Here is a 26014-nt window from a genome sequence, read left to right as displayed (position 1 = left end):
GCCCTGAACACCATGCAGTTCGGACGCACCTTCGAGGAGTTCGAGGTCGGCGCCGTCTACAAGCACTGGCCCGGCAAGACGGTCACCGAGTACGACGACCACCTCTTCTGCCTGCTGACGATGAACCACCATCCGCTGCACCTGGACGCCAACTACGCCGAGAAGACAACGGACTTCGGCCGGAACGTGGTCGTCGGCAACTACGTCTACTCACTGCTGCTCGGGATGTCCGTACCCGATGTCTCCGGCAAGGCCATCGCCAATCTGGAGGTCGAGTCGCTGCGGCATGTGGCGCCCACCTTCCACGGCGACACCGTCTACGGCGAGACCACCGTCCTGGACAAGACCCCCTCCAGGTCCAAGAGCGACCGCGGCGTCGTGCACGTCGAGACCCGGGGCTACAAGCAGGACGGCACCCTCGTCTGCGTCTTCCGCCGCAAGGTCATGGTCCCCACCGGGACGTACATCACGGAACGCGGCGGCGAGCAGCCCGGCCGGCCGGAGCTGAAGGAACAGGGGAAGTAGATGAGCCGACTCGCCCAGACCCACGGACTCACCGACGTCCAGGAGGAGATCCTCTCCACCGTCCGGGACTTCGTGGACAAGGAGATCATCCCGGTCGCCACCGAACTGGAGCACCGGGACGAGTACCCGCAGGCCATCGTGGACGGGCTCACCGAACTCGGCCTGTTCGGGCTGATGATCCCCGAGGAGTACGGGGGCCTGGGTGAGTCCCTGCTCACCTACGCGCTGTGCGTGGAGGAGATCGCCCGCGGCTGGATGAGCGTCTCCGGCATCATCAACACCCACTTCATCGTGGCGTACATGCTCAAGCAGCACGGCACCGAGGAGCAGCGGGAGTACTTCCTGCCGCGGATGGCGGCCGGTGAGATCCGCGGCGCGTTCTCCATGTCGGAGCCGGCCCTCGGCTCCGACGTCTCGGCGATCTCCTCCAAGGCGGTACGCGACGGCGACGAGTTCGTCCTCGACGGCCAGAAGATGTGGCTGACCAACGGCGGGACCTCCTCCCTAGTGGCGGTGCTCTGCCGCAGCGACGAGGGGCACCCGGCGGACGCCCCTCCGCACCGCTCCATGACGACCTTCCTGGTCGAGAAGGAGCCCGGCTTCGGCGCGGTACGGCCAGGACTCACCATCCCCGGCAAGATCGACAAGATGGGGTACAAGGGCGTCGACACCACCGAACTGATCATGGACGGACTGCGCATTCCGGCCGATCGCGTACTCGGCGGCGCCACCGGCCAAGGGTTTTACCAAATGATGGACGGAGTGGAGGTCGGCCGGGTCAATGTGGCGGCCCGCGGCTGCGGCGTCGCCCAGCGCGCCTTCGAACTCGGGGTGGCCTACGCGCAGCAGCGGCACACCTTCGGCAAGCCGATCGCGGGGCACCAGGCGATCCAGTTCAAGCTGGCCGAGATGGCGACCAAGGTCGAAGCGGCCCATGCGATGATGGTCAACGCGGCACGCAAAAAGGACTCCGGGCAGCGAAACGACCTCGAAGCGGGAATGGCGAAGTATCTCGCCTCCGAATACTGCAAGGAGGTCGTGGAGGACGCCTTCCGGATCCACGGCGGCTACGGCTTCTCCAAGGAGTACGAGATCGAGCGCCTCTACCGGGAGGCCCCGATGCTGCTGATCGGCGAAGGGACCGCCGAGATCCAGAAAATGATCATCGGGCGCCGCCTGCTGGAGGAATACCAGCTCCAGGGTTAGATGTCCGCTTCTGGGATGTTTCGTCCGAGAAGAACGTCACACCCCGTAGGCACCCTTCGCCCGCCGACTCGGCTTCCTGGCTTGCCCAGTTACCGCTCGCAACCGATACGATCGCCGGAAAGCCGCCGTCCCCCGATCACCGCGCGGCATCATCCGCTACGAAGGTCATCCATGCCCCACAGCCAAACCTCTGCACCAAACGAGCGCTTCCCCAAGGGACGCCTTGCTCGCGGAGCATCGCCGTGGCTCCTGCCGACCGTCGCCACCGCCGCCCTCAGTCTGGCCCGGTCACGACACTCCCGAAGCGCGGCCGCCATCGCCGTGCCCGCCACCGCGCTCGCGGCGGGCATGGTGTGGTTCTTCCGCGACCCCGAGCGTGAGATCACGCAGGGCAGGGTCATCTCCCCCGCCGACGGCGTGGTACAGAGCATCATGCCGTGGAAGGACGGACGCACTCGCGTCGCCATCTTCATGAGCCCGCTCAACGTCCACGTCAACCGCGCCCCGCTGGCCGGCACCGTGACGTCGGTCGAGCACATCCCCGGCGGGTTCGTACCGGCGTTCAACAAGGAGAGCGAGAACAACGAGCGGGTCGTCTGGCACTTCGACACCGAGCTGGGCGACATCGAGCTGGTGCAGATCGCCGGGGCGGTGGCCCGCCGCATCGTCCCGTACCTGCCGCAGGACGCCAAGGTCGAACAGGGCGAGCGGATCGGCCTGATCCGCTTCGGTTCCCGCGTCGACCTCTACCTCCCCGAGGGTGTCGACGTGGACGTAGAGGTCGGTCAGAAGACGGTGGCTGGGGTGACTCGAATTGACCGTGATTGATCCGGAGACACAGGCCGGCTGGGTGCCGGAGGCCGAGGACGACGGCGAGGACGCGGAGGAGATGCCGCTCTCACTCCGCCTGTCGATAGCGGACACCCTCACCCTCGGCAACGCCACCTGCGGCTTCATGGCCGTCTACTTCACCACCACCGGCATCCTGATCCCGCACCTCACCGGCAGTGACGAGTCGGGCATGGCCCGTCACTCGGCGGCGACCGCGGTCATCCTGATGCTGTGCGCCGCCGTCTTCGACCTCTTCGACGGGCTCGTCGCCCGCAAGCTGCGGTCCTCGCCGATGGGCGCCGAGCTGGACAACCTCTCCGACCTGATCAGCTTCGGCCTGGCTCCGGCCTACTTCGTGCTGGTCTACGGCATGGTCGCGGACGACGCGCACCAGCGGGTGGCCGCCGTCGGGGCGGTGGTGGTGCTGCTCGCGGTCGTACTGCGGCTGGCCAGATTCTCCTGTGTGACGGTGAAGGACGGCACCTTCCAGGGGATGCCCAGTCCCTTCGGGGCGCTGACCGTGGTCTCCATCGTGCTGCTGGAACTCCCCTTCGTGGCCACCCTGCTCGCCATCATCGGCACCGCCTGGCTGATGGTCAGCCGCGTCGAGTACCCCAAGCCGCGCGGCCGGCTCGCGGTGGCGATGCTGTCCTGGATCGTGCTGAGCATGGGGCTGCTCGCCGGCTGGGCCTTCGACGCACCCGGCGGACAGCTCGTGCTCCAGACCGGATGCGCCCTGCAACTGGTGATGGGTGCGGTGATCCCGCTCTTCGCCACCGCACGCCGGGTGAACAACTTCCGCGGCAACCGCCGCGAAGCGCGGGCCACCCAACTCCCCTGACGCCCGCCCGAACCGAGGGCCCGGCCACCCGAGAGGTGTCCGGGCCCTGCTGCGTTCCCACCACCGGCCGTCAGCTCAGCCGGTCCGCCGCGATGGTCTCGGCGACCCGCTGGAGGAGCGGCCCGGCCTCCGCGATGGCCTGCTCCACATCACGCGCGATCTCCGTCAGCGGGTACGCCCGCGAGATCCCGGCCCGCTCCAGCGCCGCCGGCTCCAGCGCCAGCCGCCCGCACACCGCCACCACGTCCTTGCCGGCGGCCCGGGCGGCGGCGGCCACCCCGGCCGGCGCCTTGCCGTGCAGGGTCTGCTCGTCCAGCGAGCCCTCCCCGGTGATCACCAGATCGGCGCGGTCCAGGGCCGGTGCGAAGCCCAGCACATCGAGCATCACCTCGATCCCCGGCCGGAAGCTCGCCCCGAGCCCCACCAGTGCCCCGTAGCCGATACCGCCCGCCGCGCCCGCGCCCGGCGCCAGCGCGTACTCGGCGGCGCGCGTCCCGATGGACTCCTCCAGGATCCGGGCGAAGTGCGCCAGCGCCGCGTCCAATTCGGCCACGTCCGCCGGCTCCGCGCCCTTCTGCGGCCCGTACACCGCGGGCGCGCCCTTGGGTCCGGTCAGCGGATTGTCCACGTCGCTGGCGAGCACCACCTCGACTGCGGCCAGCCGCGGGTCGAGACCGGACAGATCGGCGCGGGCTAGACCGGCCAGCGGGCCGCCGCCGGGGGCGACCGGGGCGCCGTCCGCGTCCAGCAGTTCGGCGCCGAGCGCGGCGAGCATCCCGGCGCCGCCGTCCGTGGTGGCGCTGCCGCCGACCCCGAAGACGATGCTGCGGGCCCCGGCGTCGAGGGCGGCGCGCAGCAGCTCACCGGTGCCGTAGGTGGAGGCGGTCAGCGGGGCGAAGACGCCGTCGGGCAGCAGTTGCAGCCCGGAGGCCTCCGCCATCTCCACCACCGCGGTGCCGTCCCGCAGCGCGAAGGCGGCGGTGACGGGGGTGCCGAGCGGCCCGGTCACCCGCACCTCGTGGCGGGTGAAGCCGGCCGCGACAGCCGCGGCCACCGTGCCGTCCCCGCCGTCGGCGACGGGCAGCGCCTCCACCACGGCGTCCGGCCGTACGGCGCGCAGCCCGGCCGTGACCCGCTGGGCGACCTCGACGGCGGTCAGCGAGCCCTTGAACTTGTCCGCGGCGATGAGCACCCGCGGCGGGCCGTCCTGCGTGCCGGGAACGGTCTGATTCACTGCGTCCGCCACCTTGGTTTTCCCCTTGCTACTCGGGCCTTGCTCCGGGGAGGCACACCCCTGGTCAAGGACAGTCGCGCCGCTGCGACCTTAACCGCAGCGGGTACCCGCTGCCCATGGCTGACCACACTCCGAGAGCCCCGGCGGGCGCCCGGGCGGGCCGGATACCCTGGCCGGCGTGACCGCCACCGACTTCGCCGCCTATATCGCCGGGCTGCCCCGCGTCCTCGCCGGGGCCGCCGCCCTCTTCCGGGACGCCGAGGGCCGCGTCCTGCTGGTCGAGCCCAACTACCGGCCGGGCTGGGGGCTGCCCGGCGGCACCGTCGAGTCCGACGCCGGGGAGACCCCGCGGCAGGGCGCCCGCCGGGAGACCGCCGAGGAGATCGGTCTGGACGTACCGCTGGGCCGCCTCCTCGCCGTGGACTGGGTGCCCGGCGAGGGCCGCCCGCCGCTGGTGGCGTATCTCTACGACGGCGGCGTGCTGGACGCCGGGCAGTTGGCCTCGGTCCGGTTGCAGGAGGAGGAGCTGCTGTCCTGGCGGATGGTGGAGCCGCGGGAGGTGCCGGAGCTGCTGCCGGGCGCCGGGGGCCGGCGGGTGCTGGCCGCGCTGGAGGCACTGGCCGACGGCACGGCACCGCTGGAGCTGGAGGACGGCCACCGGGCGGTCTGAACCGGGGCGTTCACGGGTCAGAACAGTGCCGTGCCGCGTTCGAAGTCGAGCAGCCGCCGCTTGCGGTCGAGTCCGCCGCCGTAGCCGGTGAGGGAACCGCCGGCGCCGATCACGCGGTGGCAGGGGACGATGATGCTGACCGGATTGCGCCCGTTGGCCAGGCCGACGGCACGGGACGCCTTCGGGTTCCCCAGTGCCAGGGCCAGCTCGCCGTAGCTGAGGGTCGCGCCGTACGGGATCTGCTGGAGCCGCTGCCAGACGCGGTGCTGGAAGGGGGTGCCGTCCAGGTGCAGCGGCAGGTCGAACTCCTTGAGGTCGCCCGCGAAGTAGGCGTCGAGCTGCTCCGCGGCGGCCGCGAAGGGCCGCTCGTCGCGGTGCCCGAAGGTCTCCAGGGGCGGGCGGTGGCGGTGCTCGGTCATATAGACGCCGGACAGGACGCCGTCGGTGGCGACCAGGGTGAGCGGCCCGTACGGGCTGTCCTTGACGGTGTGCTGTTTCACCGGGATTTCCTTACGCGGGAAGGGAGTTGACGGGATGGTCGTCGGTGGCCCACAGATACTGCACGGCGTAGGCGCGCCAGGGGCGCCAGGCGGTGGCGTGCGCGGTGAGGGCCGCGGGGGTGGCGGGCAGCCCGAGGTGGCGGGCGGCGCGGCGGGTACCGAGGTCGGTGGGGAGGAAGGCGTCCGGGTCGCCGAGGGCGCGCAGGGCGATGACCTCCACCGTCCAGGGGCCGAAGCCGGGCAGCGCGGCGAGCCGGGCGCGGGCCTCGGACCAGTCGCTGCCCGGGCCCAACCGCAGGCTGCCCGAGGCGAGTTGGGCGACCAGACCGGTGAGGGTGGCGCGGCGGCTGCGGGGCAGCGCCAGCGCCTCGGGGTCCAGTGAGGCGAGTGCGTCCGGGGTGGGGAAGAGGTGACTCAGCCCACCCTCCGGGTCGTGCACCGGCTCGCCGTGCGCGGTGACCAGGCGGCCCGCGTGGGTGCGGGCGGCGGCGGTGGACACCTGCTGGCCGAGGACCGCGCGTACCGCGAACTCGGCCTCGTCCACGGTGCGCGGCACCCGGCGTCCCGGCGCCGCGTCCACCAGCGGGGCGAGCCGCTGGTCGGTGCGCAGCCGGGCGTCGACGGCGACCGGGTCGGCGTCCAGGTCGAGCAGGCGGCGGCAGCGGCTGATGGCGACGGGCAGGTCCCGCAGATCGCTGAGGGTGAGCCGGCAGCCGATATGGCCGTCGGCGGGAGTGAGCGCGGCGACGCCGTGCCCGTAGGGCAGTCGGAGGGTGCGGCGGTAGGCGCCTTCACGCCATTCCTCCACGCCGGGTACGGCGGTGGCGGCGAGATGGCCGAAGACGTTTCCCGCGGTGAACGGGGCGCGGTACGGCAGCCGCAGCGCCAGGGTGCCGGGGGTGGCGGGCCGGCCGGGGCCGCGGGGGGTGCGGGCGCGGAGTGCGGTGGGGGTGAGGGCGTAGACCTCGCGCACCGTGTCGTTGAAGGTGCGGATGGAGGAGAAGCCGGCGGCGAAGGCGATCTCGGCCATCGGCAGTGCGCTGGTCTCGATGAGCAGCCGGGCGGTCTGGGCGCGCTGGGCGCGGGCCAGGGCGAGGGGTCCCGCGCCTAGTTCGGCGAGGAGTTGGCGCTCGATCTGGCGGGCGCTGTAGCCGAGGCGGCGGGCGAGACCGCCGACGCCCTCGCGGTCCACGGTGCCGTCGGCGATCAGCCGCATGGCGCGGGCCACCAGGTCGGCGCGCTCGTTCCAGGCGGGTGAGCCGGGGGCGGCGTCGGGGCGGCAGCGTTTGCAGGCCCGGAATCCGGCCTGCTGGCAGGCGGCGGCGCTCGGGTAGAAGACCATGTTCTCGGGCTTGGGCGGGGTGACGGGGCAGGCCGGACGGCAGTAGATGCGGGTGGTAAGCACCGCGGTGTAGAACCAGCCGTCGAAGCGGCCGTCCTTGGACTGCACGGCGCGGACACAGCGTTCGGTGTCGGTGTGCATGACTGCCAGCATGGTGGATCGGCCCCCCGGTGGCTGGCGGGAATCCGACATGGCCCTCGGACTGCCGGGGCCCGGCCGGATCACACCGGGCTCGGGGCCTGCCCGGGTCGCCTCAGTCCGCGGCCAGGGCCCGTTCGAAGGCCCGGTAGGCGGCCTCGTCGAAGAGGACGAAGCGGACCTCTTCGACGGGGGCGGCGGCCTCGGCCCGTACGGTGCTCACCGCGATACGGGCGCCGTCGTCCATGGGCCAGCCGTAGACGCCGGTGGAGATGGCGGGGAAGGCGATGGTGCGGGCGCCCAGGTCGGCGGCGATCCGGAGGGATTCGCGGTAGCAGGAGGCGAGTAGTGCGGAGCGGTCCTCGGTGGTGGAGTGCACCGGGCCCACGGTGTGGATGACGTGCTCGGCGGGGAGGCGGCCGGCGGTGGTGGCGACGGCCTGACCGGTGGCGAGGCCGCGGCCGTAGTGCCCGGCGCGCAGTGTGCGGCAGGCGGCGAGGATCTCCGGTCCGCCGGCCCGGTGGATGGCGCCGTCCACTCCCCCGCCGCCGAGGAGGGAGGAGTTGGCCGCGTTCACCACGGCGTCGACGTGCTGCTCGGTGATGGAGCCCCGGACGAGGGTGAGGGTGGTCATGGTGGGGTCCCGGGTCGGAGGTGGATCGGTCAGGTGGTCTGCCGCAGCCGCCGCCAGACCGCTTTCGCGGCGTTGTGCCCGGACATGCCGTGCACTCCGGGGCCGGGCGGGGTGGCGGAGGAGCAGAGGTAGACCGCGGGGTGCGGGGTGCTGTACGGGCGCAGCGAGAGGCGGGGGCGGAGCATGAGCTGGAGGCCGGAGGCGGCACCGCAGGCGATGTCGCCGCCGACGTAGTTGGCGTTGCGGGCGGCGAACTGCGGGGGGCCGGCCACGGCGCGGGCCAGTACCCGGTCGCGGAAGCCCGGCGCGAAGCGCTCCACCTGCCGTTCGACGGCGTCGGTGAGATCGCCGTCCCAGCCGCCCGGCACATGCCCGTAGGCCCAGAAGGTGTGCTTGCCCTCGGGGGCGCGGGACGGGTCGGCCAGGGTGGGCTGGACGGTGATGAGGAAGGGGTGCTCGGGGGCGCGGCCCTCGCGGGAGGCGGCGCGCAGGGCGCGGTCGATGTCCCCGGCGTGGGGGCCGATCTGGACGGTGCCGGCGCGGCGGGGCTCCTCGGCCGTCCACGGCACCGGGCCGTCCAGGGCGTAGTCGACCTTGAAGACGCTCGCGCCGTAGCGGTAGTGGTCGTAGCAGCGGCCGAGGCCGGCGATGCGGGCGACTGCGGCGGGCGAGGTGTCGAAGACGTAGGCGCGGGCGGGCGGCAGGTCGTCCAGGCGCTTCACCTCGAAGTCGGTGTGCACGGCGCCGCCGAGGTCCTTCAGGTAGGCGGCGAGGGCGTCGGAGATCGACTGGGAGCCGCCGCGGGCCACCGGCCAGCCGCGGGCGTGCGCGGCGAGCGCGAAGACCAGGCCGACGGCGCCGGTGGCGAACCCGTCGAGCGGGGCGATGACATGGGCGACGAGGCCGGCGAAGAGGGCGCGGGCCCGCTCGTCGCGGAAGCGGCGCATCAGCCACGTCGCGGGCGGCAGCCCGGTGAGGCCGAAGCGGGCCAGGGTGACCGGGTCCCGGGGCAGGGCGGTCAGCGGCAGCGACATGAAGTCCTTCGCCAGGGTGTCCCAGCGGCTGAGGAACGGGGTGACCAGGCGGCGGTAGGCCCCGGCGTCGCGCGGGCCGAAGGAGGCGGCGGTCTCGGCGACCGAGCGGGACAGTACGGCGGCGGTGCCGTCGTCGAAGGGGTGCGCCATGGGCAGCGGTGCGTGCGCCCACTCCAGGCCGTAGCGGTCCAGCGGCAGGGCGCGGAAGGCGGGGGAGTTGACGCCGAGGGGGTGGGCGGCGGAGCACGGGTCGTGGCGGAAGCCGGGGAGGGTCAGCTCCTCGGTGCGGGCGCCGCCGCCGACGGTGTCCCGGGCTTCGAAGACGGCCACGGAGAAGCCGCGGCGGGCCAGTTCGACGGCGGCGGTCAGGCCGTTCGGTCCTGCCCCCACCACGACCGCATCGAGCATCGACGCCACCTCGGACTCCTTTGTCAGCCGCCGTCCCCTGGGCCGTCTCCGACCTACGAGCAGGATAGGCCGCGGCACCGACAGTACGGACGCCGCCCGGGGTCCCGCGGTCGGTCAGTCCCCGGCCCCGGCGGCGCCCGCGGCGAGCAGGTCGAGTATGTGCTGGGCGGTGCCGGAGTCGCGGGCCGCGGTGAAGGGCAGGGCGTTGTCCCCGGCGATGCGGAACGGCACGCCGTCCAGGGTGAGTTGGGTGCCGCCGGCCTCCTCGACCAGCAGCAGTCCGGCGGCGTGGTCCCAGGCCGCGGGCCAGGAGAAGGCGGTGGCGTCCAGGGCGCCGGTCGCCACGTCCAGATAGGCGAGACCGGCCGAGGCGCAGCGTACGGTCTCGACCTCGCCGGGCGGGGCCTCGATCACGCCGAGCAGGGCGCGGCGCTGCCGGCCGCGGGTGTACTCGGGGTGGGAGACGCAGATCCGCAGCGGCCGGTCGCCGGGCGGGGCACCGGAGATCAGCGGCTGCCCGTCGAGTACGGCGCCGCCGCCGCGGACCGCGACCGCCATCCGGTCGGTGACGGGCGCGTAGGTCCAGGAGGCGAGGACGCGGCCGTGGTGGGCGAGGGCGACGAGGGTGCAGAAGCCGGGCTCGCCGTGGACGAAGGCGCGGGTGCCGTCGATGGGGTCGACGATCCACACCGGGGCGGTGCCGCGCAGCGCCCGGTAGCGGGCCGGGTCGGTGTGCACGCTCTCCTCGCCGACGACGGCGGAGCCGGGCAGCAGCGCGGTGAGGGCGGTGGTGAGGCGCTCCTCGGCGCCCCGGTCGGCGACGGTGACCAGGTCGTGCGGGCCGCTCTTGGCGCTGATCTCGTCCTCGGCGAGGTGCCGGTAGCGGGGCATGATCTCGACGGCGGCCGTCTCCCGCAGGGCGTGTGCGACATCCGGCAGCAGCGGGGTGAACTCCGCTTCGTCCCGGGGGTACTCGTCGCGGAAGGGGCCGGTCGGCCGGGTGTCGCTCACTCCTCCATCACAGCACGGACGGCGCGCCCCCGGCACACCAGGTCCGCCTCAGCCCCTGCTCAGCGGCCCGCCGTACGGCCGCCGCCGCGGTCAGGCGGAGACCGGTCGCGGCCCGCGGCCCGCGGACAGCGCCAGGTACACCAGCAGGGAGGCGGCGAGGCCGACCGCCCAGCCGTAGTCGGCGAGGGGTTTCAGGAACGGGATCAGGCCGTCCGCGGGGAAGGGTCCGGCCTTCTTGCCGTGGGCGTCCAGCGTCGAGTAGGAGCCGCCGACGGCCAGCACCCCGCCGATCGCGAAGGCCGCCACGGCCCGCAGGTTCCAGCCGGCGGAGTACCAGTAGCGGCCGCCCTCCCGGTACAGGTCGGTCAGGTGCAGCACCGTGCGGCGGATGATCCAGTAGTCGGCGATCAGGATTCCGGCGACGGTGCCGAGGAGGCCGCCGACCACTCCCAGCCAGGTGAAGATGTACAGCTCGGGGGTGGAGGTCAGTTTCCACGGCATGACGAGGACGCCGACCACACCGGTGATGAGGGCGCCGGTGCGGAAGGAGATCAGCCGGGGCGCCAGGTTCGCCAGGTCGTAGGCCGGGGAGACGACGTTGGCCGCGATGTTCACCGAGATCGTCGCGATGAACACAGTGATGAGGGCGAAGAGCAGCCCGAAGACGTTGTCGGTCTTGCCGGCGAGTTCGACCGGGTCCCAGATGGCCGCGCCGTAGACCTTCTCCGAACCGGAGGTGACCAGGACCGACATCAGGGCGAAGGCGGTCATGGTCGTAGGCAGACCTAGGGTCTGCCCCCAGATCTGGGCGCGCTGGCCGCGGCCGAAGCGGGTGAAGTCGGGGATGTTCAGCGAGAGCGTCGACCAGAAGCCGATCATGCCCATCAGGCCGGGGAAGAAGACCTTCCAGAAGTCCGGGCCCCAGCCGACCTTGGACGGCTCGTGCAGCAGCGGGCCGAAGCCGCCCGCCTTGTGCGCGATCCACACCAGCAGCACCACGGCTCCGACCAGGACGAACGGCGCCGCCCAGTTCTCGAAGCGGCGCAGGGTGTCCATCCCGCGGTAGATGACGCCGATCTCGATCACCCAGAAGACGAAGAAGCAGAGCCACAGCGTCCAGGGGTAGCCGCCGATGTGCCCGGCGTCCGCCCAGCCGCCGAACATCTTGCCGAGCAGGACGAAGATGCCCTGCCCGCCGATCCAGGTCTGGATACCGAACCAGCAGCAGGCCACTGCCGCCCGCACCATCGCCGGCAGGTTCGCCCCGCGCAGCCCGAAGGAGGCCCGCGCCAGCACCGGGAACGGGATGCCGTACTTGGGTCCCGCGTGGCCGGTGAGCAGCATCGGCAGCAGGACCAGGACGTTGGCGAGGGCGATGGTGAGGACGGCCTGCCGCCAGTCCATGCCGAGCGCCACCAGCCCGGAGGCCAGGGTCCAGGAGGGGATGCAGTGCGCCATGCCGATCCACAGCGCCACGAAGTTGTAGGTGGTCCAGCGGCGTTCGGCGACCGGTACCGGGCGCAGGTCGTCGTTGGCGAAGCGGGGGTCGGAGAGTGCGGTGCCGGGCGGCAGCTCGACCCGCCCCGCCGGATCGGCTATGGGGCCTTCGGGCGGCGCGGGCGGGACGGTCGAAGCCATGGTGGTGCCCCTTCCGGCCCTCGGTGTGCAGGGCCTGGCGGTCAGTCGGTGAGAGCCGGGATGATCTCCGTGCCGTAGGCGTCGATGGTGGCTTCCCGGGCGTCGTGCATGTTGTAGATCGCGAACTGGTCGACGCCCAACTCCCTGAGCACGCCCAGCTTTTCGCGGTGTGCCTCGGCCGGGCCGAGGAGGCAGAAGCGGTCCACGATCTCGTCCGGTACGAAGTCCGTGGACGGGTTCCCGGCGCGGCCGTGGTGGCTGTAGTCGTAGCCGTGCCGTTCCTTGATGTACGTGGTGAGGGCGTCCGGCACCAGGTCGGAGTGCTCGCCGTAGCGGCTGACCAGGTCGGCGACGTGGTTGCCGACCATGCCGCCGAACCAGCGGCACTGCTCTCGGGCGTGCGCCAGGTCGTCGCCGACGTAGGCGGGGGCGGCGACGCAGATGGTGACCGAGTCCGGGTCGCGGCCCGCCTCGGCGGCGGAGGCGCGTACCGCCTTGACCATCCACTCGGTGAGGTAGGGGTCGGCGAGTTGGAGGATGAAGCCGTCGGCCTTCTGACCGGCGAGGGCGAGGGCCTTGGGGCCGTAGGCCGCCATCCACACCGGGAGCCGGCCGTCGCGTACCCAGGGCAGTCGCAGCGGCTTGCCGTCCACCTCGGTCTCGCGGCCCTCGGCGAGGTCGCGGATGGCGGTGATGGCGTCGCCGAGCCTGGCCAGGGTGTTGGGGGCGCGGCCGGCGACCCGCATCGCGGAGTCGCCGCGGCCGATGCCGCACACGGTGCGGTTGCCGTACATGTCGTTGAGAGTGGCGAAGGTGGAGGCGGTGACCTCCCAGGTGCGGGTGCCCGGGTTGGTGACCATGGGGCCGACGGTGAGGTGCTCGGTGTGCTCCAGGATGCGGCTGTAGATGACGAACGGCTCCTGCCAGAGCACCGCCGAGTCGAAGGTCCAGCCGTAGCGGAAGCCGTTGCGTTCGGCGCGCTGCATCAGGCTGACCACATCGGAGGCGGGCGGGTCGGTCTGTAGGACGAGTCCGAAGTCCATGGGGGTCCTCACGGGGTTCGGCGGGCGGTCAGAGGTACTGGCAGGTGCCGCGCGGGGTGTACCGGCCGTGCCCGGCTCGGCCGGTGAACTCGCCGCGGTCCAGGACGAGTTCGCCGCGTGAGAGGACGGTCTCGACCCGGCCGGTGAGGTGCCGGCCCTCGTAGGCGGAGTAGTCGACGTTCATATGGTGGGTGGTCGCGGAGAGGGTCTGCTCGGCGGCCGGGTCGTAGATCACCACGTCGGCGTCGGCGCCGGGGGCGATGGTGCCCTTCTGCGGGTAGAGGCCGAACATCCGGGCCGGGGTGGCGCAGGCGATCTCGATCCAGCGGCGGCGGGTGATGTGGCCGTCGACGACCGCCTGGTGCAGCAGGTCCATCCGGTGCTCGACGCCGGGCATCCCGTTGGGGATCTTCGAGAAGTCGCCGCGGCCCATTTCCTTCTGGCCGGTGAAGCAGAACGGGCAGTGGTCGGTGGAGACGACCTGGAGGTCGTTGGTGCGCAGCCCCCGCCAGAGCGCCGCCTGGTGCTCGCGCGGCCGGAGCGGCGTGGAGCAGACGTACTTGGCGCCCTCGAAGTCGGGCTCGGCGAGGTTGTCGGTGGAGAGGAAGAGGTACTGGGGGCAGGTCTCGCCGAAGACGGGCAGGTCCCGGTCGCGGGCGGCGGCCAGTTCGGCGACCGCTTCCTCGGCGGAGACGTGCACCACGTAGAGGGGGGCGCCGGCGACGCGGGCCAACTGGATGGCGCGGTGGGTGGCTTCGGCCTCCAGGAGGACCTTGCGCACCTCGCCGTGGTGGCGCGGGTCGGTCTCGCCGCGGGCCAGGGCCTGTTCGACCAGGACGTCGATGGCGATGCCGTTCTCCGCGTGCATCATGATCAGCCCGCTGTTGCCGGCGGCCTGCTGCATGGCGCGGAGGATCTTCCCGTCGTCGCTGTAGAAGACGCCCGGGTAGGCCATGAAGAGCTTGAAGGAGGTGATGCCCTCCTCCACCAGGAGGTCCATCTCCTTGAGGGTGGAGTCGTTGACGTCGGCGAGGATCATATGGAAGCCGTAGTCGATGGCGCACTGCCCATCGGCCTTGGCGTACCAGGCGTCGAGTCCTTCGCGCAGGGCGTGGCCCGGGCGCTGGACGACGAAGTCCACGATGGTGGTGGTGCCGCCCCAGGCGGCGGCCCGGGTGCCGGTCTCGAAGGTGTCGGAGGCGAAGGTGCCGCCGAACGGCATCTCCATATGGGTGTGGCCGTCGACGCCGCCCGGGATGACATAGCGGTCGGTGGCGTCGATGGTGCGCGCGGCGGTCCAGCCGGCGGCGGCGTCACTGCCGTGCGCGGCGAGCGCGGCGATACGGCCGTCCTCGATGAGGACGTCGGCGTGGATCTCCTCGGCGGCGGTGACGACGAGGCCGCCGCGGATCAGGGTGCGGTCGGTCATGGCTCCCTCACTATGATCCCCGATGCCCGCCGCCGGTACGCCAACTGCGGTGCCGGCGGCGGGAGTCACGGGTAACGATGGATGTCAGGCGGGGCGGAGGGCCTCGTTCAGGGCGCGGGCGAGGATCGCGGCGCCCTCCTCCGCCTCGGCGACGGTCAGGGACAGCGGCGGGGCGATCCGCAGCACGCTGGTGTCGTGCCCGCCGCCCTTGCCGATGAGCAGCCCGCCGCGGCGGGCCTCCTCCAGTACGCGGGCGGCGGCCTCCGGGTCGGCCCGGTCGGTGCCGGGGTGGGTGAGCTCGATCCCGATCATCAGCCCGCGGCCGCGTACCTCGCGTACGCCGGGCTGCTGGGCGCAGACGGCGCGCAGCCGCTCGATGAGCAGGCCGCCGACCCGGCGGGCGTTGCCCTGGAGGTCGTGGTCGAGGAGGTGGGTGAGATTGGCCAGCCCGGCCGCCATGGTGACGGGTGAACCGCCGAAGGTGGAGATGGAGTTGGCGTCGAGGCAGTTCATCACCTCGGCGCGGCCGACGACTCCGCCGATGGACATGCCGTTGCCGATGCCCTTGGCGAAGGTGAGCAGGTCGGGCGGGCCGCTCTGGGCGTGCGCCTGCCAGCCCCAGAAGTGGTCGCCGGTACGGCCCCAGCCGGTCTGCACCTCGTCCGCGATCCACAGGATGCCGCGCTCGGCGAGGACTTCGCGGAAGGCGGCGTAGAGGCCGTCGGGCGGGGAGGTGAACCCGCCGACGCCCTGGACCGGTTCGGCGATGAGGGCGGCGAACCGGCCGCCGGCCTGTCCGAGCACATCGTGCAGGTCCGCCACACAGGCCCGGGTGAACTCGGCGTCGTCGAGGTCCGCGAAGGGGCCGCGGCCGCGCACCCCGCCGTGCACGTAGTGGGTGGCGAGCGGGGAGAGGCTGGTCGGGGACCAGGCCGCGTTGCCGGTGATGGAGACGGCGCTGAAGGAACGGCCGTGGTAGCTGTTCCGCATCGCCAGGATCTGGTTGCTCTGCCGGTAGGCGGTGGAGAGCAGCAGCGCCGCGTCGTTGGCCTCGGTGCCGGAGGTGGTGAAGAAGACGCGGGCGTCGGGGATGCCGGAGAGGGAGGCGATCCGCTCGGCCAGCTCCACCATGGGGCGGTTGAGGTAGAGCGTGGAGGAGTGGATGATCCGCCCGGCCTGCTCCGCGATGGCCTTGGTGACCTCGGGCAGGGCGTGCGCGGTCATGGTGGTGAGAATGCCGCCGAAGAAGTCGAGGTAGCGGTTGCCCTCGGCGTCCCAGACATGGCGGCCCTCGCCGTGGGTGATCTCCAGCGGCTCGCGGTAGTAGAGGGCGAGCCAGTCGGGCAGGACCGCGCGGGTCCTGGCGTGCAGGTCGGTCACGGCTGCACCAGCCCGTCGTAGGCGTCGGGGCGGCGGTCCCGGTAGAACGCCCACAGGTTGCGCACCTCGTCGATCAGGCCGAGGTCGAGGTCGCGGACGACCAGCTCCTCCACCTTGTCGCTCGCCGTCTCACCGACGAACTGGCCGCGCGGGTCCACGAAGTAGCTGGTGCCGTAGAAGTCGTTGTCGCCGTACTCCTCCTGGCCGACGCGGTTGATCGCGGCGACAAAGTACTCGTTGGCGACGGCGGCGGCGGGCTGTTCGAGCTGCCACAGGTAGCTGGAGAGACCGCGTGAGGTGGCCGACGGGTTGTAGACCAACTGCGCGCCGTTCAGCCCGAGTTGGCGCCAGCCCTCGGGGAAGTGCCGGTCGTAGCAGATATAGACGCCGACCTTGCCGACCGCGGTGTCGAAGACCGGCCAGCCCGCGTTGCCCGGCTTGAAGTAGTACTTCTCCCAGAAGCCCTTGACCTGCGGGATGTGGTGCTTGCGGTACTTGCCGAGGACGGTGCCGTCGGCGTCGATGACGGCGGCGGTGTTGTAGTAGAAGCCGGACTGCTCCACCTCGAAGACCGGCACCACGATCACCATCCCGGTCTCCCGGGCGAGGTCCTGCATCCGCCGCACGGTGGGACCGTCCGGTACCGGTTCCGCCCAGCGATAGTGCTCCGGCTCCTGCACCTGGCAGAAGTACGGGGCGTTGAACACCTCCTGGAATCCGATGATCTGGGCACCCTGGCGGGCCGCCTCGCGGGCGTGCTCCTCGTGCTTGGCGATCATCGATTCGGTATCGCCCGTCCAGGTGGCCTGGACCAGGGCGGCGCGTACCACAGGGGACATGTGCTGCTCCTTCGACAGGACGTCAGAGAGCCTCTACGCCCGTAGAGCGGGGCCGTGGGGGTCGAACGTAAGCCCCGTGCGGAAGCTGGGCAAGACCATCGCCGTGAACCCGGTGGAGTCGATCTTGTTTCATACCCGAAGGGGTGACGGAACGTGAGCACCCTCCTACGCCGTCCCGAACTGCCCCTGCACACAAGGCCGATGGCGACCCAATGCGGAACCCCCGCCTCCGTCAGCCTCCCAGAGCGCATCCGCCGAGGACTCCACACTGCCGCTCACAGCCGAGCGCGGCGAACTCGCGTACACCGCTGGGGAGTTGAGAGCGGCGGTACCTCTCGGGAATGGCTCCGCCTAGGGGATGCCCCCCTACACCGGGCCGGCCGCCATCGGTTCCCGCTGGTCGCACGGGGTGCAGGTGGCGTGCAGATCGTCCAGGGAGAGGCCGAGGACCGAGGTGAGTGCGGCGACGGTGAAGAAGGCGGGGGTGGGGGCGCGCCCCGTCTCGATCTTGCGCAGGGTCTCCGCGGAGATCCCGGCCTCGGCGGCGATCTCGACCATGGTGCGCTCCCCACGGGCCTGCCGCAGCAGCAGCCCCAGCCGCTCACCGCGCTCGCGCTCCTCGGACGTCAACGGAGTTCGCACCATGGAGTGATTCTACCCGGAGAGGCTGGCGTCACCCCATTCTTATACCGGTATAGTAATGGGCATGGTGGAACTGAAGACAGAGCAGTCGATCGACGCGATGCGTGAAGCGGGCCGCGTGGTGGCCGGAATGCTGGCCGCGGCACGGGAGTCGGCCGCGGTCGGGGTGTCACTGAGGGAGTTGGACGAGGCGGCCCGCGAGGTGCTGAGCAAGGCGGGCGCGGGCTCGCCGTTCCTGGGCTATCGCCCGTCCTTCGCGCCCACCCCGTTCCCGGCGGTGCTCTGCACCTCCGTGAACGACGCGATCGTGCATGGCGTCCCGGGCGACTACCGACTGCGGGACGGCGATCTGCTCTCCGTGGACGCGGGCGCCGAGCTGAACGGCTGGGTCGGTGACGCGGCGATCAGCTTCACCGTGGGCCGGGCGCGACCGCAGGATCAGCGGCTGATCGACACCGCGGAGCGTGCCCTGGCCGCCGGGATCGCCGCGGCCGTCGTCGGCCATCGCATAGGCGACATCGGCCATGCCATCGGCGCCGTGGCCCGCGGCGCGGGCTATGGCGTTCCGGACGGGTTCGGCGGTCACGGTGTGGGCCGCCGGATGCACGAGGACCCCTCGGTACCCAACGAGGGCAGACCGGGCCGCGGGATGCCGCTGCGGCCCGGCCTGGTCATCGCCATCGAGCCGATGCTGACGGCCGGAGGCGCGGACGAGTACCACCCGGCGGCCGACGGCTGGACGCTGTGCACCGACGACGGCTCACGCGCCGCCCACGCCGAACACACCATCGCCGTCATGGAGTCCGGCCCGCGCATCCTGACCGCACCCTGAGCGCTCAGCCCTCAACCACCGGGTGGCCGCCCTCACTTGCCGGGGTGGACCACCATCGCGGAGCCGCCGCCCCGGCGCTTGGGCTCGGCGACGGCGAGCCAGCGGTTGTCGGACAGGCGCTGCACCGCGGTCGCGGCGCCGATTTCCGCGTTCTTGGTGAAGGTGTGCCCCAGCTTCTCCAGTCGGGCACGCACCGGGCTGTCCCACAGGCCCGGTTCCAGCTCGGTGTTGGCTCCGTTCCGCTGGCTGGCGCGGGGTGCGGCGATCGCGTCCGGCAGCGACTGGTGCCGGTCCACGAAGTTGGTCAGTGACTGCAGAACGGTGGTGATGATGGTGGCCCCGCCGGGCGAGCCCAGTGCCACCACCGGCTTGTGGTGGGAGTCCAGCACGATGGTCGGCGAGATGGAGGAACGGGGGCGCTTGCCCGGGCCCGGCAGGTTCGGGTCGTGCACCGCGGGGTCGGCCGGCGCGAAGGAGAAGTCGGTCAGCTCGTTGTTGAGCAGGAAGCCCCGCCCCGGCACGGTGATCCCGCTGCCGCCGGTCTGCTCGATGGTGAGGGTGTACGCGACGATGTTCCCCCACTTGTCGGCCACCGTGAGATGCGTGGTGTTCTCACCCTCGTACGGGGTGGCGGTGCCCTTGCCCGCGGTGGTGCAGTCCGAGGGGTGGCGCGGGTCGCCGGGCGCCAGCGGGCTCTTGAGTACGGCGTCGTCCTTGATCAGGCAGGCGCGGGAGTCGGCGAAGCGCTGGGAGAGCAGCTCCTTCTGGGGCACGTCCTCGAAGGCCGGGTCGCCCACCCAGCGGCCGCGGTCGGCGAACGCGATCCGGCTCGCCTCGATGTACCGGTGCAGGTACTGCTCCTCGGAGGCACGCGAAAGGTCGGTGCCCTCCAGGATGTTGAGCGCCTCACCGACACTGGTACCGCCGGAGGAGGAGGGCGGCATGGAGTAGACGCCGAGACCGCGGTAGTCGGTCACGGTCGGGTCCAGCACCTTGGTGCGGTAGTCGGCCAGGTCCTTCAGGGCCAGGTCCCCGGGCCGCGCCACCCGGGCCGAACCGGGCGCCACCGGCGGCTTGTTGACGGTCTGCACGATGTCCTCGGCGAGGTCACCGCGGTAGAGGAGGTCCGTCCCCTTGCGGCCCAACTCCCGGTAGGTGCGGGCCAGATCCGGGTTCTTCAGGGTGGAGCCCACGACCGGCAGCTTCCCGCCGGGCAGGAAGAGATCGGCGGTGGCGGGGAAGTCGCGGAAGCGTTCCTCGTTGCCGGCGGTCTGCGAGCGGAAGGTCTCGTCCACGGTGAAGCCGTCACGGGCCAGCTTCTCGGCCGGCGCCAGTACGGTGCCCAGACCGCGCTTGCCCCAGCGGTCCAGGGCGGTCTGCCAGGTGGCCGGGGTGCCGGGGGTGCCCACGCTGAGGCCGCTGGTCACCACATCGGCGAAGGGCAGCGGCTTGCCGTCCTCCAGGAAGAGGGAGGAGTCGGCGGTACGGGGCGCGGTCTCCCGCCCGTCGATGGTCTGCACACTGCGGGACTTGGCGTCGTAGTAGACGAAGTACCCGCCGCCGCCGATACCGGCGGAGTACGGCTCGGTGACACCGAGTGCGGCCGCGGTGGCGACGGCGGCGTCCACCGCGTTGCCGCCGTTCTTCAGCACCTCGATACCGGCCGCGGAGGCGTCCGCGTCCACACTGGACACCACGCCGCCGTGCCCGACCGCGACCGGCTGCTTCTCCGGGGTGGCTGCGCCGGCGGATCTCGTCTCAGGGGACGGGGTCTGGGAGGACGGTGGGGCCGCGGCGCCCACCGACGCCATCGCGGCCAGCGCGGCCAGAACCGACAGACTCCGTGCATATATGCGACGCATACGCACCTTCCGTGGAGGTGCACCACCCGCGACGGGCAGTGCCGGACGACGGTGGGGACACCACCTGGACCGATCGTCGGCACGACGATGGCGACGCCACCCGAGGCGATCGTGCGCAGCGTAACTGCGGCTTCCCGCCATGGCCAATACCCGCAGGAGAGCAGTGCGTTGGGCACCCGGCACCGGTCCCGAGCACTCCCCCCGACGACCCCGTCACCAGCCTCGTCACCCCCCTCGCCGCCAGCCCCGTCACCGGCTCCGCATGGGTGGATCTCGCGGGCGGACGCCCTCGGACGAGACGCCATATCGGGCCGAAGCAGGGACAAGTACCATGCCGGGCCATGAACGACGACCTGCGCAACATCGTCCTCGGCCTGATCGCGACGGCCATCAGCGCCGCGCTCGGCTGGCTGGCGCGAAACGCCGTATGGCGCCGCAAGCTCCGCCGCAAGCAGGCGTTCCTCGGACTCCCCGAGCACTCCGAATCGCTGCTGGTGGTCAACCGGGACGCCGGCGGGCCCGAGTTGGCGGTGACGCGGTTCGATGTGTTCGCCCTGCTGGAACTCTCCGCGCTGATCAAGGAATGCGGGGCCAGCGCCCAGGTGGTGGCGCACGACGCGGCCCGGCAGGGCTTCGGCGAGCGCACCGAGTTCTGCGTCGGCGGTCCCACCTCCAACCGCCGGATGGCCGCCCATCTGGCGACGCTGCTCCCCGGGGTCAACTTCAGCTCAGAGACCGAACCGGGCCCGGACCGGGCCTCGTTCCAGGTGGGCGGCGAGCGGTACCGGATGGAGCGGGGAGTCACCGAGTATGTGCTGCTGGCGCGGTTGACGGCCGATCAGGGACCGGAGGCCCGACCGGTGTTCCTCTTCTGCGGCCAGCGCTCCATAACCAACCAGGCGGCCACCCGCTATCTCGCCCGCAACCAGGAGAAGTTGGCCCGCAAACACGGCGCGAACTCCTTCGTACTGCTGCTGAAGGTTGTCAACTCCCAGGCGTACGGCCCCGATGTGGTGGAACTGGTGGCGGATGTGACCCGCGTGGCCAAGAGCCCGCTCCCCACACCCCGCAACTCCCACCGCGCCGCCTGAACCCCCCGCCCCCGGCCCCCTCTCCGGCCCATCAGCGGCCCCAACACCGGCCGATCGGTGGGCGATTGACGCCATGACTGGCACGACGATTGGCGCGACGGCTGGCACTCCGAGCGAAGAGAGAGCAGTGCTCTGGGTACAGGGAGAGCGGTGCTCTCGGGTGAGCGGTGCTCTCGGGCAGGGTGAGCAGTGCTCCCGGTTGGGGAGAGCAGTGCTCCCGGTTGGGGAGAGCAGCGCTCTGGAATCCGGAATGAGGAGAGCGGCCCCCGGTTGCGGGGGCCGCTCGGTCCCTGGGAGCACGACCCGACCGGCGGGCAGCTGACCTTCTCCTCACGGGCGGCCGACGACGAGGTCGGCCGTACTGCGCAAGCAGTGATCTCCGGCTGCTGCCGGGCGGGACTGGCCCTGCGGCCGCTGCGCTCCGACAGCGGCATCCCCCTGCCGGGTCCGCACCATGTCCGGTGCCCCGGTCTTGGGACTATAGGCGAAGTTCCGTGCCGTGCAGCGCGATCGGAGAATCGGCCGCCCTGACAGTCCCACCCCTCTCGGCTGTGTCGGTTCGCGCAAACTATCCGCCCCGGCGCCGGGCTCGACAGCCGACACGCACCCAAGAAAATTAACCGTATTTGTCCTTTTTGAACGGGCGTTGGGGGCTCCAGAGCCTTCAGGCTTCGGCAGCCTCCGCATAGATCTGGAACAGTTCGGGCGCACCGTTCACCGCCCAGTCGAGACCCGCCTCCACCACATGGATTTCCCGCCCCGAGGCGAGGCGGACCACCGGGTGGCCGCCCGGTCCGACATGCCAGGACGCACCCGGCACGGTCCGGACGATCACGGTGCCGAGATAGAGGCCGGCGTCATTGCCGAGCCAGGGCAGGAGTTCCGGGTCGTCGCGCCAGCGCGGCAGCAACTGGTCAACGGCGGACAGGGACGCGGCCGAGTCGTCGAGCCGCAGGCCCACGGCGGCCGCCTGGGAACGCAGCAGTTCACACTCGGAGAACAGTTCGGCCAGCCCCGCGCCATCCGCCGCGCCCGCCACCTCCGCCCCATCCTCCCCGCGCTCCACGTCCACCGTGTCCGCCACGTCCGCCGCATCCCCAGGTCCCTGACCGGGCGACGCGGCCGTGGTGCCGCCCTCCGTCTCGGGTCCGGTGGACTGCTGCTTGCGCCACTTGTCCAAGAAAGGGATGTTCATACCGACAAGCGTGGCACCGGGTCAGGTGGTGGCACCACAGGCGCGCGCGTCCTTTCGCGGGACGGCGTTCGGGGTGCGTTCGAGCCATGACAAGGCGAAGCGGCGCGCGGTGCATTGACGGGTCCCTGACGCATCTCTAGCTTGGCGGACCCCGACCGCCTCTCCCCACCCCTCACCCACGTCCGCGCACCGCACTCGCACCCGCACCCCCACCCGCCGGACGTCTCCCCCGCTCTGTCGCCGCGCCGCCGCAGGAGTTGCCGTGCACAGACCCTTCGCGCCCCGCCCCGCCTCCGCTCCCCCGCACCGGACACCGGACGCCCCCTTCCGGCCACCCCGGCGGACCCACCGCCCGCGCCCCGCCCACCGAAGATCCGCCGGCCCCCGCCTGGCCCCGACCACAGCCGTTCTCACCGCCGCCCTCACAGCCGTACTCACCACCCTGGCACTGCTCACCGCCCCGCCCGCGGACGCCCGGCCCGCCCCCGGTGCCGCCTCGGCCGCGTCCGGTGCGGAACCCCAACCCCTGCCGCTGGTACGGCTCTTCGACAATGCCGCGGTCGGCGACCCGGCTGCGCCCGGCCGAGCCGACTTCGACGGGCAGGGCGCCGCGCTGCCGGCCCCGGATCTCGCCGCGGCGGGCTGGACCCCGGGCCGTCGGCTCACTCTGGAGCGGGCTGCGCTCACCTGGCCGGACCGGCGCCCCGGTACCCCGGACAACGTCCGCGCCGACGGTCAGGCCGTCAAGCTGCACGGCCGCGGTGACGCGCTGGCCTTCCTGGTGGCCGGCACCGGCGGCACCGCGTCCGGCACCGGAACCGTGCACTACCGCGACGGCCACCGCGGCACCTTCCGGCTCACCGCCCCGGACTGGCGCACCGGCCCCCTCGCCACCAAGGCCGTCGCCCTCCCCCACGTCCTCACCCCGGAAGGCCCGGTCGACGCCCGGGCGCGCCTCTACGCGAAGACCGTGCCGGTGGACCCGGAACGCCAAGTAGTCCGGGTCGATCTGCCGCGTACCGGCGGCACTTCGGGCGGCGCACCCGTACTGCATGTGTTCGCGCTGACGGTACGGCCCGCCACCGCCGGCTGGAGCGGCACCTGGGCGGCGTCCACCTCGGGGCACGGTGCGCTGGGCCCGTGGTCCGACCGCACGCTGCGGCTCGCCGTGCACACCTCGGTGGGCGGGGCGCGGGTGCGGGTCCGCTGGGACAACACCTTCGCGGGCGCCCCGGTCCGGATCGGGCGCGCCACCGTCGCCGTGCAGTCGGCCGGGGCCGAGGCGCGGGGTACTCCGGTGCCGCTCTCCTTCGACGGGGCGCCGGACACCGTACTCCCGGCGGGGGCGCAGCAGTTCAGCGATCCGCTGCCGTTCGCGGTCCCCGCGGGCAGCACGCTGCTGGTGAGTTTCCGGCTGCCGGAGACGGTGGCCTCGGCGCCGCTGCACCGGGAGTCGCGGGCCCCGAGCTGGGTGAGCGCGCCCGGCGACCACACCGGCGATCCGACCGGCGAGAGCTACACCGCGGCGAACTTCGGCTGGCCGCTGCTCGCGGGCGTCGATGTCAGCGGCGGGCCCGGCTCGGTGGCGCTGCTCGGTGACTCCATCACCGACGGTGTGGGCTCCACCCCGGGAGCCGACCACCGCTGGCCCGACCGGCTCGCCGAACGGCTGGCCGCCCAGCGCCGGGTGCCGCACTACGGCGTCCTCAACGAGGGCATCTCGGCGAACCGGGTCCTCGCCGACCGCTACCCCGGCGACGGTGTCTCCACCGACTTCGGCGGAGTGAGCGCCCTGCACCGGCTGGACCGCGACCTCGCCGCCCAGACCTCGGTCCGTACCGTGGTGCTCTTCCTCGGGGTGAACGATGTGCGGTGGGGCGAGACGGCGCCGCGGGTGGAGGCGGGGCTGGCGGAACTCGCGGGCCGGGCCAGGGAACGCGGCCTGCGGGTGCTCGCCGCGACCATCACGCCCTGCGAGGGCGAGAAGCTCTGCACCCCCGCCGCGGACGCGGAACGCACCGCCGTCAACCGCCAACTCCGCGAGCACCGCGCCGACTTCGACGGACTGCTCGACTTCGACCAGGTACTGCGGGACCCCGCGCACCCCTCCCGGCTGCTGCCCGCCTACGACAGCGGAGACCATCTGCACCCCGGCGACGACGGGCTCGCCGCCCTCGCCGACTCGGTACCGCTGGAACTCCTCTGAACTGACAGGGCGGACCGGCCTACACGTCGAGGTCCACGACGACCGGGGCGTGGTCCGAAGCGCCCTTGCCCTTGCGCTCCTCCCGGTCCACATAGGCGTCCGACACCGCCTTGGCGAAGGGCGCGTTGCCGTAGACGAGGTCGATCCGCATCCCGCGGTTCTTCGGGAAGCAGAGCTGGCGGTAGTCCCAGTAGGTGAAGGGGTGGTCGTACTTGAGGGGGCGGGGCACCACGTCGGAGAGGCCGGCCTCGCGCAGGGAGGCGAGGGCGGCCCGCTCCGCCGGGGTGACATGAGTGGCGCCCTCGAAGGCCGAGAGGTCCCACACGTCCTCGTCGGCGGGGGCGACGTTGTAGTCCCCGAGGACGGCGAAGGGGCGCTCGCCCGCGGCGTCCCCGGCGACCGCCGCGCGCAGCGCCTCGAACCACTGGAGCTTGTAGGCGTAGTGCGGGTGGTCCACCTCACGGCCGTTGGGGACGTAGACGGACCAGACGCGGACCGGGCCGCAGGTCGCGGAGATCGCCCGGGGCTCCTCCACGCCGTCGTATCCGGGGTCGCCCGGGAGGCCGCGCACCACGTCCTCGACGCCGACGCGGGAGAGGACCGCGACGCCGTTCCACCGGCCGGTGGCGTGCACCGCGCTCTCGTAGCCCAGCGCGCGCAACTGCTCGGTGGGGAACTGCTCCGCGCTGGTCTTGGCCTCCTGCAGGCACAGCACATCCGTGCCGCTCTGCTCCAGCCAGGCCAGCAGCCTGGGCAGACGGGCGGTGATCGAGTTCACGTTCCAGGTGGCGATGCGCATGGTGCCCAACCTACCGGGCGGGTACGACAACCGGTCCGGGCCTCAGAGGCGGACCGTGCCGCCCGGTGCGAGCCGCAGATGTTCGGCGCCGCCCAGGTCGCCGATCTGCCGGTCGTAGATGGGCCGCGCGAGATCGGTGAGCAGGGCGTCGTGCACGTCGTAGGCGCGCTGCGGGCGGACCTCGCGGACGTAGTCGATCACCTCGGAGATCTTGCTCCACGGGGCCTGCACCGGGAGCATCAGCGTCTCCACCGGGGTCCCCGGCACGGTGAGGGCGTCGCCGGGGTGGAACAGCGAACCGTCCACCAGGAAGCCGACGTTGGTGACCCGCGGGATGTCCGGGTGGATCACCGCGTGCAGCTCGCCGTGGACCTGGACGTCGAAACCGGCGGCGGTGAAGGTGTCGCCGTGCCCCACCGTGCGCACCCGGCCGGGGAAGGCCACGGCTAGCCGCTCGGCGACCGAGCGCAGCGTCCACACCTCGGCCTCCGGGTCGGCGTCCAGCGCGGCCCGCAGCCGCCCCTCGTCGAAGTGGTCCGGGTGCTCATGGGTCACCAGCAGGGCCTGGGCGCCGACGGCGGCGTCCGGCTCGGTGAAACCACCCGGATCGATGACGAGGGTCCGGCCGTCCTTCTCCAGACGGACACAGGAATGCGTGTGCTTGGTGAGCTTCATGCGCCCATC

The 26014-nt window shown here is 72.1% G+C and carries 24 protein-coding genes; 8 read left to right on the top strand and 16 right to left on the bottom strand.

Annotated features, from left to right (window positions below; genetic code table 11):
* The first annotated feature begins 12 nt into the window (after positions 1–12).
* The 4 genes from ACFVST_RS16800 to pssA all read left to right on the top strand — a co-directional run bounded on the left by ACFVST_RS16800 (position 13) and on the right by pssA (position 3403).
* Positions 13–525 carry a MaoC family dehydratase gene (locus tag ACFVST_RS16800; protein ID WP_390151774.1) on the top strand — a complete coding sequence of 171 codons (513 nt, stop codon included), beginning with the start codon at positions 13–15 and terminating at the stop codon, positions 523–525.
* The gene (locus ACFVST_RS16795) at positions 526–1731 is read left to right on the top strand and encodes an acyl-CoA dehydrogenase family protein (protein ID WP_390151771.1); all 1206 of its coding nucleotides are present in this window, start codon (positions 526–528) and stop codon (positions 1729–1731) included.
* A 171-nt stretch (positions 1732–1902) separates the two neighbouring features.
* Entirely contained in the window at positions 1903–2559 is a 657-nt protein-coding gene (locus ACFVST_RS16790) for a phosphatidylserine decarboxylase (RefSeq protein WP_390151769.1), read from the top strand.
* A 22-nt stretch (positions 2560–2581) separates the two neighbouring features.
* A complete protein-coding gene (gene pssA / locus ACFVST_RS16785) occupies positions 2582–3403 on the top strand; it encodes a CDP-diacylglycerol--serine O-phosphatidyltransferase (protein WP_390151862.1) in 822 nt (273 codons plus the stop codon).
* A gap of 70 nt (positions 3404–3473) precedes the next feature.
* Here pssA and ACFVST_RS16780 read toward each other — a convergent pair whose 3' ends face one another.
* Positions 3474–4637, bottom strand: a complete 1164-nt coding sequence (locus ACFVST_RS16780; protein WP_390151766.1) for a glycerate kinase — start codon at positions 4635–4637, stop codon at positions 3474–3476.
* 178 nt (positions 4638–4815) lie between these two features.
* Between ACFVST_RS16780 and ACFVST_RS16775 the strand changes: the two genes are divergently transcribed.
* The gene (locus ACFVST_RS16775) at positions 4816–5307 is read left to right on the top strand and encodes an NUDIX domain-containing protein (protein WP_390151763.1); all 492 of its coding nucleotides are present in this window, start codon (positions 4816–4818) and stop codon (positions 5305–5307) included.
* A 17-nt stretch (positions 5308–5324) separates the two neighbouring features.
* On the opposite strand, the gene ACFVST_RS16770 is transcribed toward ACFVST_RS16775, so the two are convergent.
* From ACFVST_RS16770 to ACFVST_RS16720, 11 genes are all read right to left on the bottom strand, one after another.
* Complete coding sequence (locus tag ACFVST_RS16770) at positions 5325–5807, bottom strand: methylated-DNA--[protein]-cysteine S-methyltransferase (RefSeq protein ID WP_390151761.1); 483 nt, start codon at positions 5805–5807, stop codon at positions 5325–5327.
* Positions 5808–5817: 10 nt separating this feature from the next.
* Positions 5818–7290 (bottom strand): AlkA N-terminal domain-containing protein, encoded by a 1473-nt coding sequence (locus ACFVST_RS16765; RefSeq protein WP_390151758.1) that lies wholly within the window; start codon positions 7288–7290, stop codon positions 5818–5820.
* Between the two features lie 112 nt (positions 7291–7402).
* Positions 7403–7921, bottom strand: coding sequence for an O-acetyl-ADP-ribose deacetylase (locus tag ACFVST_RS16760; RefSeq protein WP_390151755.1), 519 nt, complete (start codon positions 7919–7921; stop codon positions 7403–7405).
* A 29-nt stretch (positions 7922–7950) separates the two neighbouring features.
* Positions 7951–9363 carry a phytoene desaturase family protein gene (locus tag ACFVST_RS16755; protein WP_390151859.1) on the bottom strand — a complete coding sequence of 471 codons (1413 nt, stop codon included), beginning with the start codon at positions 9361–9363 and terminating at the stop codon, positions 7951–7953.
* A 114-nt stretch (positions 9364–9477) separates the two neighbouring features.
* Positions 9478–10305: an inositol monophosphatase family protein gene (locus ACFVST_RS16750; RefSeq protein WP_390151856.1), complete on the bottom strand. Its 828-nt coding sequence runs from the start codon at positions 10303–10305 to the stop codon at positions 9478–9480.
* A 159-nt stretch (positions 10306–10464) separates the two neighbouring features.
* A complete protein-coding gene (locus ACFVST_RS16745; protein ID WP_390151752.1) occupies positions 10465–12012 on the bottom strand; it encodes an NCS1 family nucleobase:cation symporter-1 in 1548 nt (515 codons plus the stop codon).
* A 41-nt stretch (positions 12013–12053) separates the two neighbouring features.
* Positions 12054–13055 (bottom strand): TIGR03842 family LLM class F420-dependent oxidoreductase, encoded by a 1002-nt coding sequence (locus tag ACFVST_RS16740; protein ID WP_390151750.1) that lies wholly within the window; start codon positions 13053–13055, stop codon positions 12054–12056.
* A gap of 28 nt (positions 13056–13083) precedes the next feature.
* Positions 13084–14484: a dihydropyrimidinase gene (gene hydA, locus ACFVST_RS16735; protein ID WP_390151747.1), complete on the bottom strand. Its 1401-nt coding sequence runs from the start codon at positions 14482–14484 to the stop codon at positions 13084–13086.
* 84 nt (positions 14485–14568) lie between these two features.
* Positions 14569–15864: an aspartate aminotransferase family protein gene (locus ACFVST_RS16730; protein ID WP_390151745.1), complete on the bottom strand. Its 1296-nt coding sequence runs from the start codon at positions 15862–15864 to the stop codon at positions 14569–14571.
* Positions 15861–16703, bottom strand: a complete 843-nt coding sequence (locus ACFVST_RS16725) for a nitrilase-related carbon-nitrogen hydrolase (protein ID WP_390151742.1) — start codon at positions 16701–16703, stop codon at positions 15861–15863. The genes ACFVST_RS16730 and ACFVST_RS16725 overlap by 4 nt, the downstream gene beginning before the upstream one ends.
* Positions 16704–17069: 366 nt before the next feature.
* The gene (locus tag ACFVST_RS16720; RefSeq protein ID WP_390151740.1) at positions 17070–17348 is read right to left on the bottom strand and encodes a helix-turn-helix domain-containing protein; all 279 of its coding nucleotides are present in this window, start codon (positions 17346–17348) and stop codon (positions 17070–17072) included.
* Between the two features lie 61 nt (positions 17349–17409).
* Here ACFVST_RS16720 and map point away from each other — a divergent pair, with 61 nt between their 5' ends.
* Positions 17410–18177, top strand: coding sequence for a type I methionyl aminopeptidase (gene map / locus ACFVST_RS16715; RefSeq protein WP_390151737.1), 768 nt, complete (start codon positions 17410–17412; stop codon positions 18175–18177).
* Positions 18178–18209: 32 nt separating this feature from the next.
* Here the strand turns inward: map and ggt are convergent, their stop codons facing one another.
* Positions 18210–20039: a gamma-glutamyltransferase gene (gene ggt / locus ACFVST_RS16710; protein WP_390151734.1), complete on the bottom strand. Its 1830-nt coding sequence runs from the start codon at positions 20037–20039 to the stop codon at positions 18210–18212.
* Positions 20040–20380: 341 nt separating this feature from the next.
* Here ggt and ACFVST_RS16705 point away from each other — a divergent pair, with 341 nt between their 5' ends.
* The gene (locus ACFVST_RS16705; RefSeq protein WP_390151731.1) at positions 20381–21130 is read left to right on the top strand and encodes a hypothetical protein; all 750 of its coding nucleotides are present in this window, start codon (positions 20381–20383) and stop codon (positions 21128–21130) included.
* Positions 21131–21794: 664 nt separating this feature from the next.
* Here the strand turns inward: ACFVST_RS16705 and ACFVST_RS16700 are convergent.
* Complete coding sequence (locus ACFVST_RS16700; RefSeq protein WP_390151729.1) at positions 21795–22325, bottom strand: DUF6278 family protein; 531 nt, start codon at positions 22323–22325, stop codon at positions 21795–21797.
* A 442-nt stretch (positions 22326–22767) separates the two neighbouring features.
* Between ACFVST_RS16700 and ACFVST_RS16695 the strand changes: the two genes are divergently transcribed.
* Entirely contained in the window at positions 22768–24531 is a 1764-nt protein-coding gene (locus tag ACFVST_RS16695) for a GDSL-type esterase/lipase family protein (protein ID WP_390151853.1), read from the top strand.
* A 19-nt stretch (positions 24532–24550) separates the two neighbouring features.
* Here the strand turns inward: ACFVST_RS16695 and ACFVST_RS16690 are convergent, their stop codons facing one another.
* Positions 24551–25330 carry an exodeoxyribonuclease III gene (locus ACFVST_RS16690; protein WP_390151726.1) on the bottom strand — a complete coding sequence of 260 codons (780 nt, stop codon included), beginning with the start codon at positions 25328–25330 and terminating at the stop codon, positions 24551–24553.
* Between the two features lie 42 nt (positions 25331–25372).
* Complete coding sequence (locus ACFVST_RS16685; RefSeq protein ID WP_390151723.1) at positions 25373–26005, bottom strand: MBL fold metallo-hydrolase; 633 nt, start codon at positions 26003–26005, stop codon at positions 25373–25375.
* Positions 26006–26014: the final 9 nt, after the last annotated feature.

Origin of the sequence: Streptomyces sp. NPDC058045 (assembly GCF_042885635.1) — a bacterium.
Taxonomy (GTDB): Bacteria; Actinomycetota; Actinomycetes; order Streptomycetales; family Streptomycetaceae; genus Streptomyces.
Note: the sequence above shows the minus strand (reverse complement) of the source record. Positions and strands in the feature narration are given on the sequence as shown.

Bases quoted from the DNA above. Each gene is read 5' to 3' on its own strand.
- ACFVST_RS16690 (WP_390151726.1), bottom strand. From the start codon at position 25,330: ATGCGCATCGCCACCTGGAACGTGAACTCGATCACCGCCCGTCTGCCC.
- ACFVST_RS16685 (WP_390151723.1), bottom strand. From the start codon at position 26,005: ATGAAGCTCACCAAGCACACGCATTCCTGTGTCCGTCTGGAGAAGGAC.
- ACFVST_RS16740 (WP_390151750.1), bottom strand. From the start codon at position 13,055: ATGGACTTCGGACTCGTCCTACAGACCGACCCGCCCGCCTCCGATGTG.
- ACFVST_RS16790 (WP_390151769.1), top strand. From the start codon at position 1,903: ATGCCCCACAGCCAAACCTCTGCACCAAACGAGCGCTTCCCCAAGGGA.
- ACFVST_RS16725 (WP_390151742.1), bottom strand. From the start codon at position 16,703: ATGTCCCCTGTGGTACGCGCCGCCCTGGTCCAGGCCACCTGGACGGGC.
- ACFVST_RS16765 (WP_390151758.1), bottom strand. From the start codon at position 7,290: ATGCACACCGACACCGAACGCTGTGTCCGCGCCGTGCAGTCCAAGGAC.
- ggt (WP_390151734.1), bottom strand. From the start codon at position 20,039: ATGCGTCGCATATATGCACGGAGTCTGTCGGTTCTGGCCGCGCTGGCC.
- ACFVST_RS16755 (WP_390151859.1), bottom strand. From the start codon at position 9,363: ATGCTCGATGCGGTCGTGGTGGGGGCAGGACCGAACGGCCTGACCGCC.
- ACFVST_RS16720 (WP_390151740.1), bottom strand. From the start codon at position 17,348: ATGGTGCGAACTCCGTTGACGTCCGAGGAGCGCGAGCGCGGTGAGCGG.
- ACFVST_RS16745 (WP_390151752.1), bottom strand. From the start codon at position 12,012: ATGGCTTCGACCGTCCCGCCCGCGCCGCCCGAAGGCCCCATAGCCGAT.
- ACFVST_RS16705 (WP_390151731.1), top strand. From the start codon at position 20,381: ATGAACGACGACCTGCGCAACATCGTCCTCGGCCTGATCGCGACGGCC.
- ACFVST_RS16760 (WP_390151755.1), bottom strand. From the start codon at position 7,921: ATGACCACCCTCACCCTCGTCCGGGGCTCCATCACCGAGCAGCACGTC.
- ACFVST_RS16800 (WP_390151774.1), top strand. From the start codon at position 13: ATGCAGTTCGGACGCACCTTCGAGGAGTTCGAGGTCGGCGCCGTCTAC.
- hydA (WP_390151747.1), bottom strand. From the start codon at position 14,484: ATGACCGACCGCACCCTGATCCGCGGCGGCCTCGTCGTCACCGCCGCC.
- ACFVST_RS16795 (WP_390151771.1), top strand. From the start codon at position 526: ATGAGCCGACTCGCCCAGACCCACGGACTCACCGACGTCCAGGAGGAG.
- map (WP_390151737.1), top strand. From the start codon at position 17,410: ATGGTGGAACTGAAGACAGAGCAGTCGATCGACGCGATGCGTGAAGCG.
- ACFVST_RS16700 (WP_390151729.1), bottom strand. From the start codon at position 22,325: ATGAACATCCCTTTCTTGGACAAGTGGCGCAAGCAGCAGTCCACCGGA.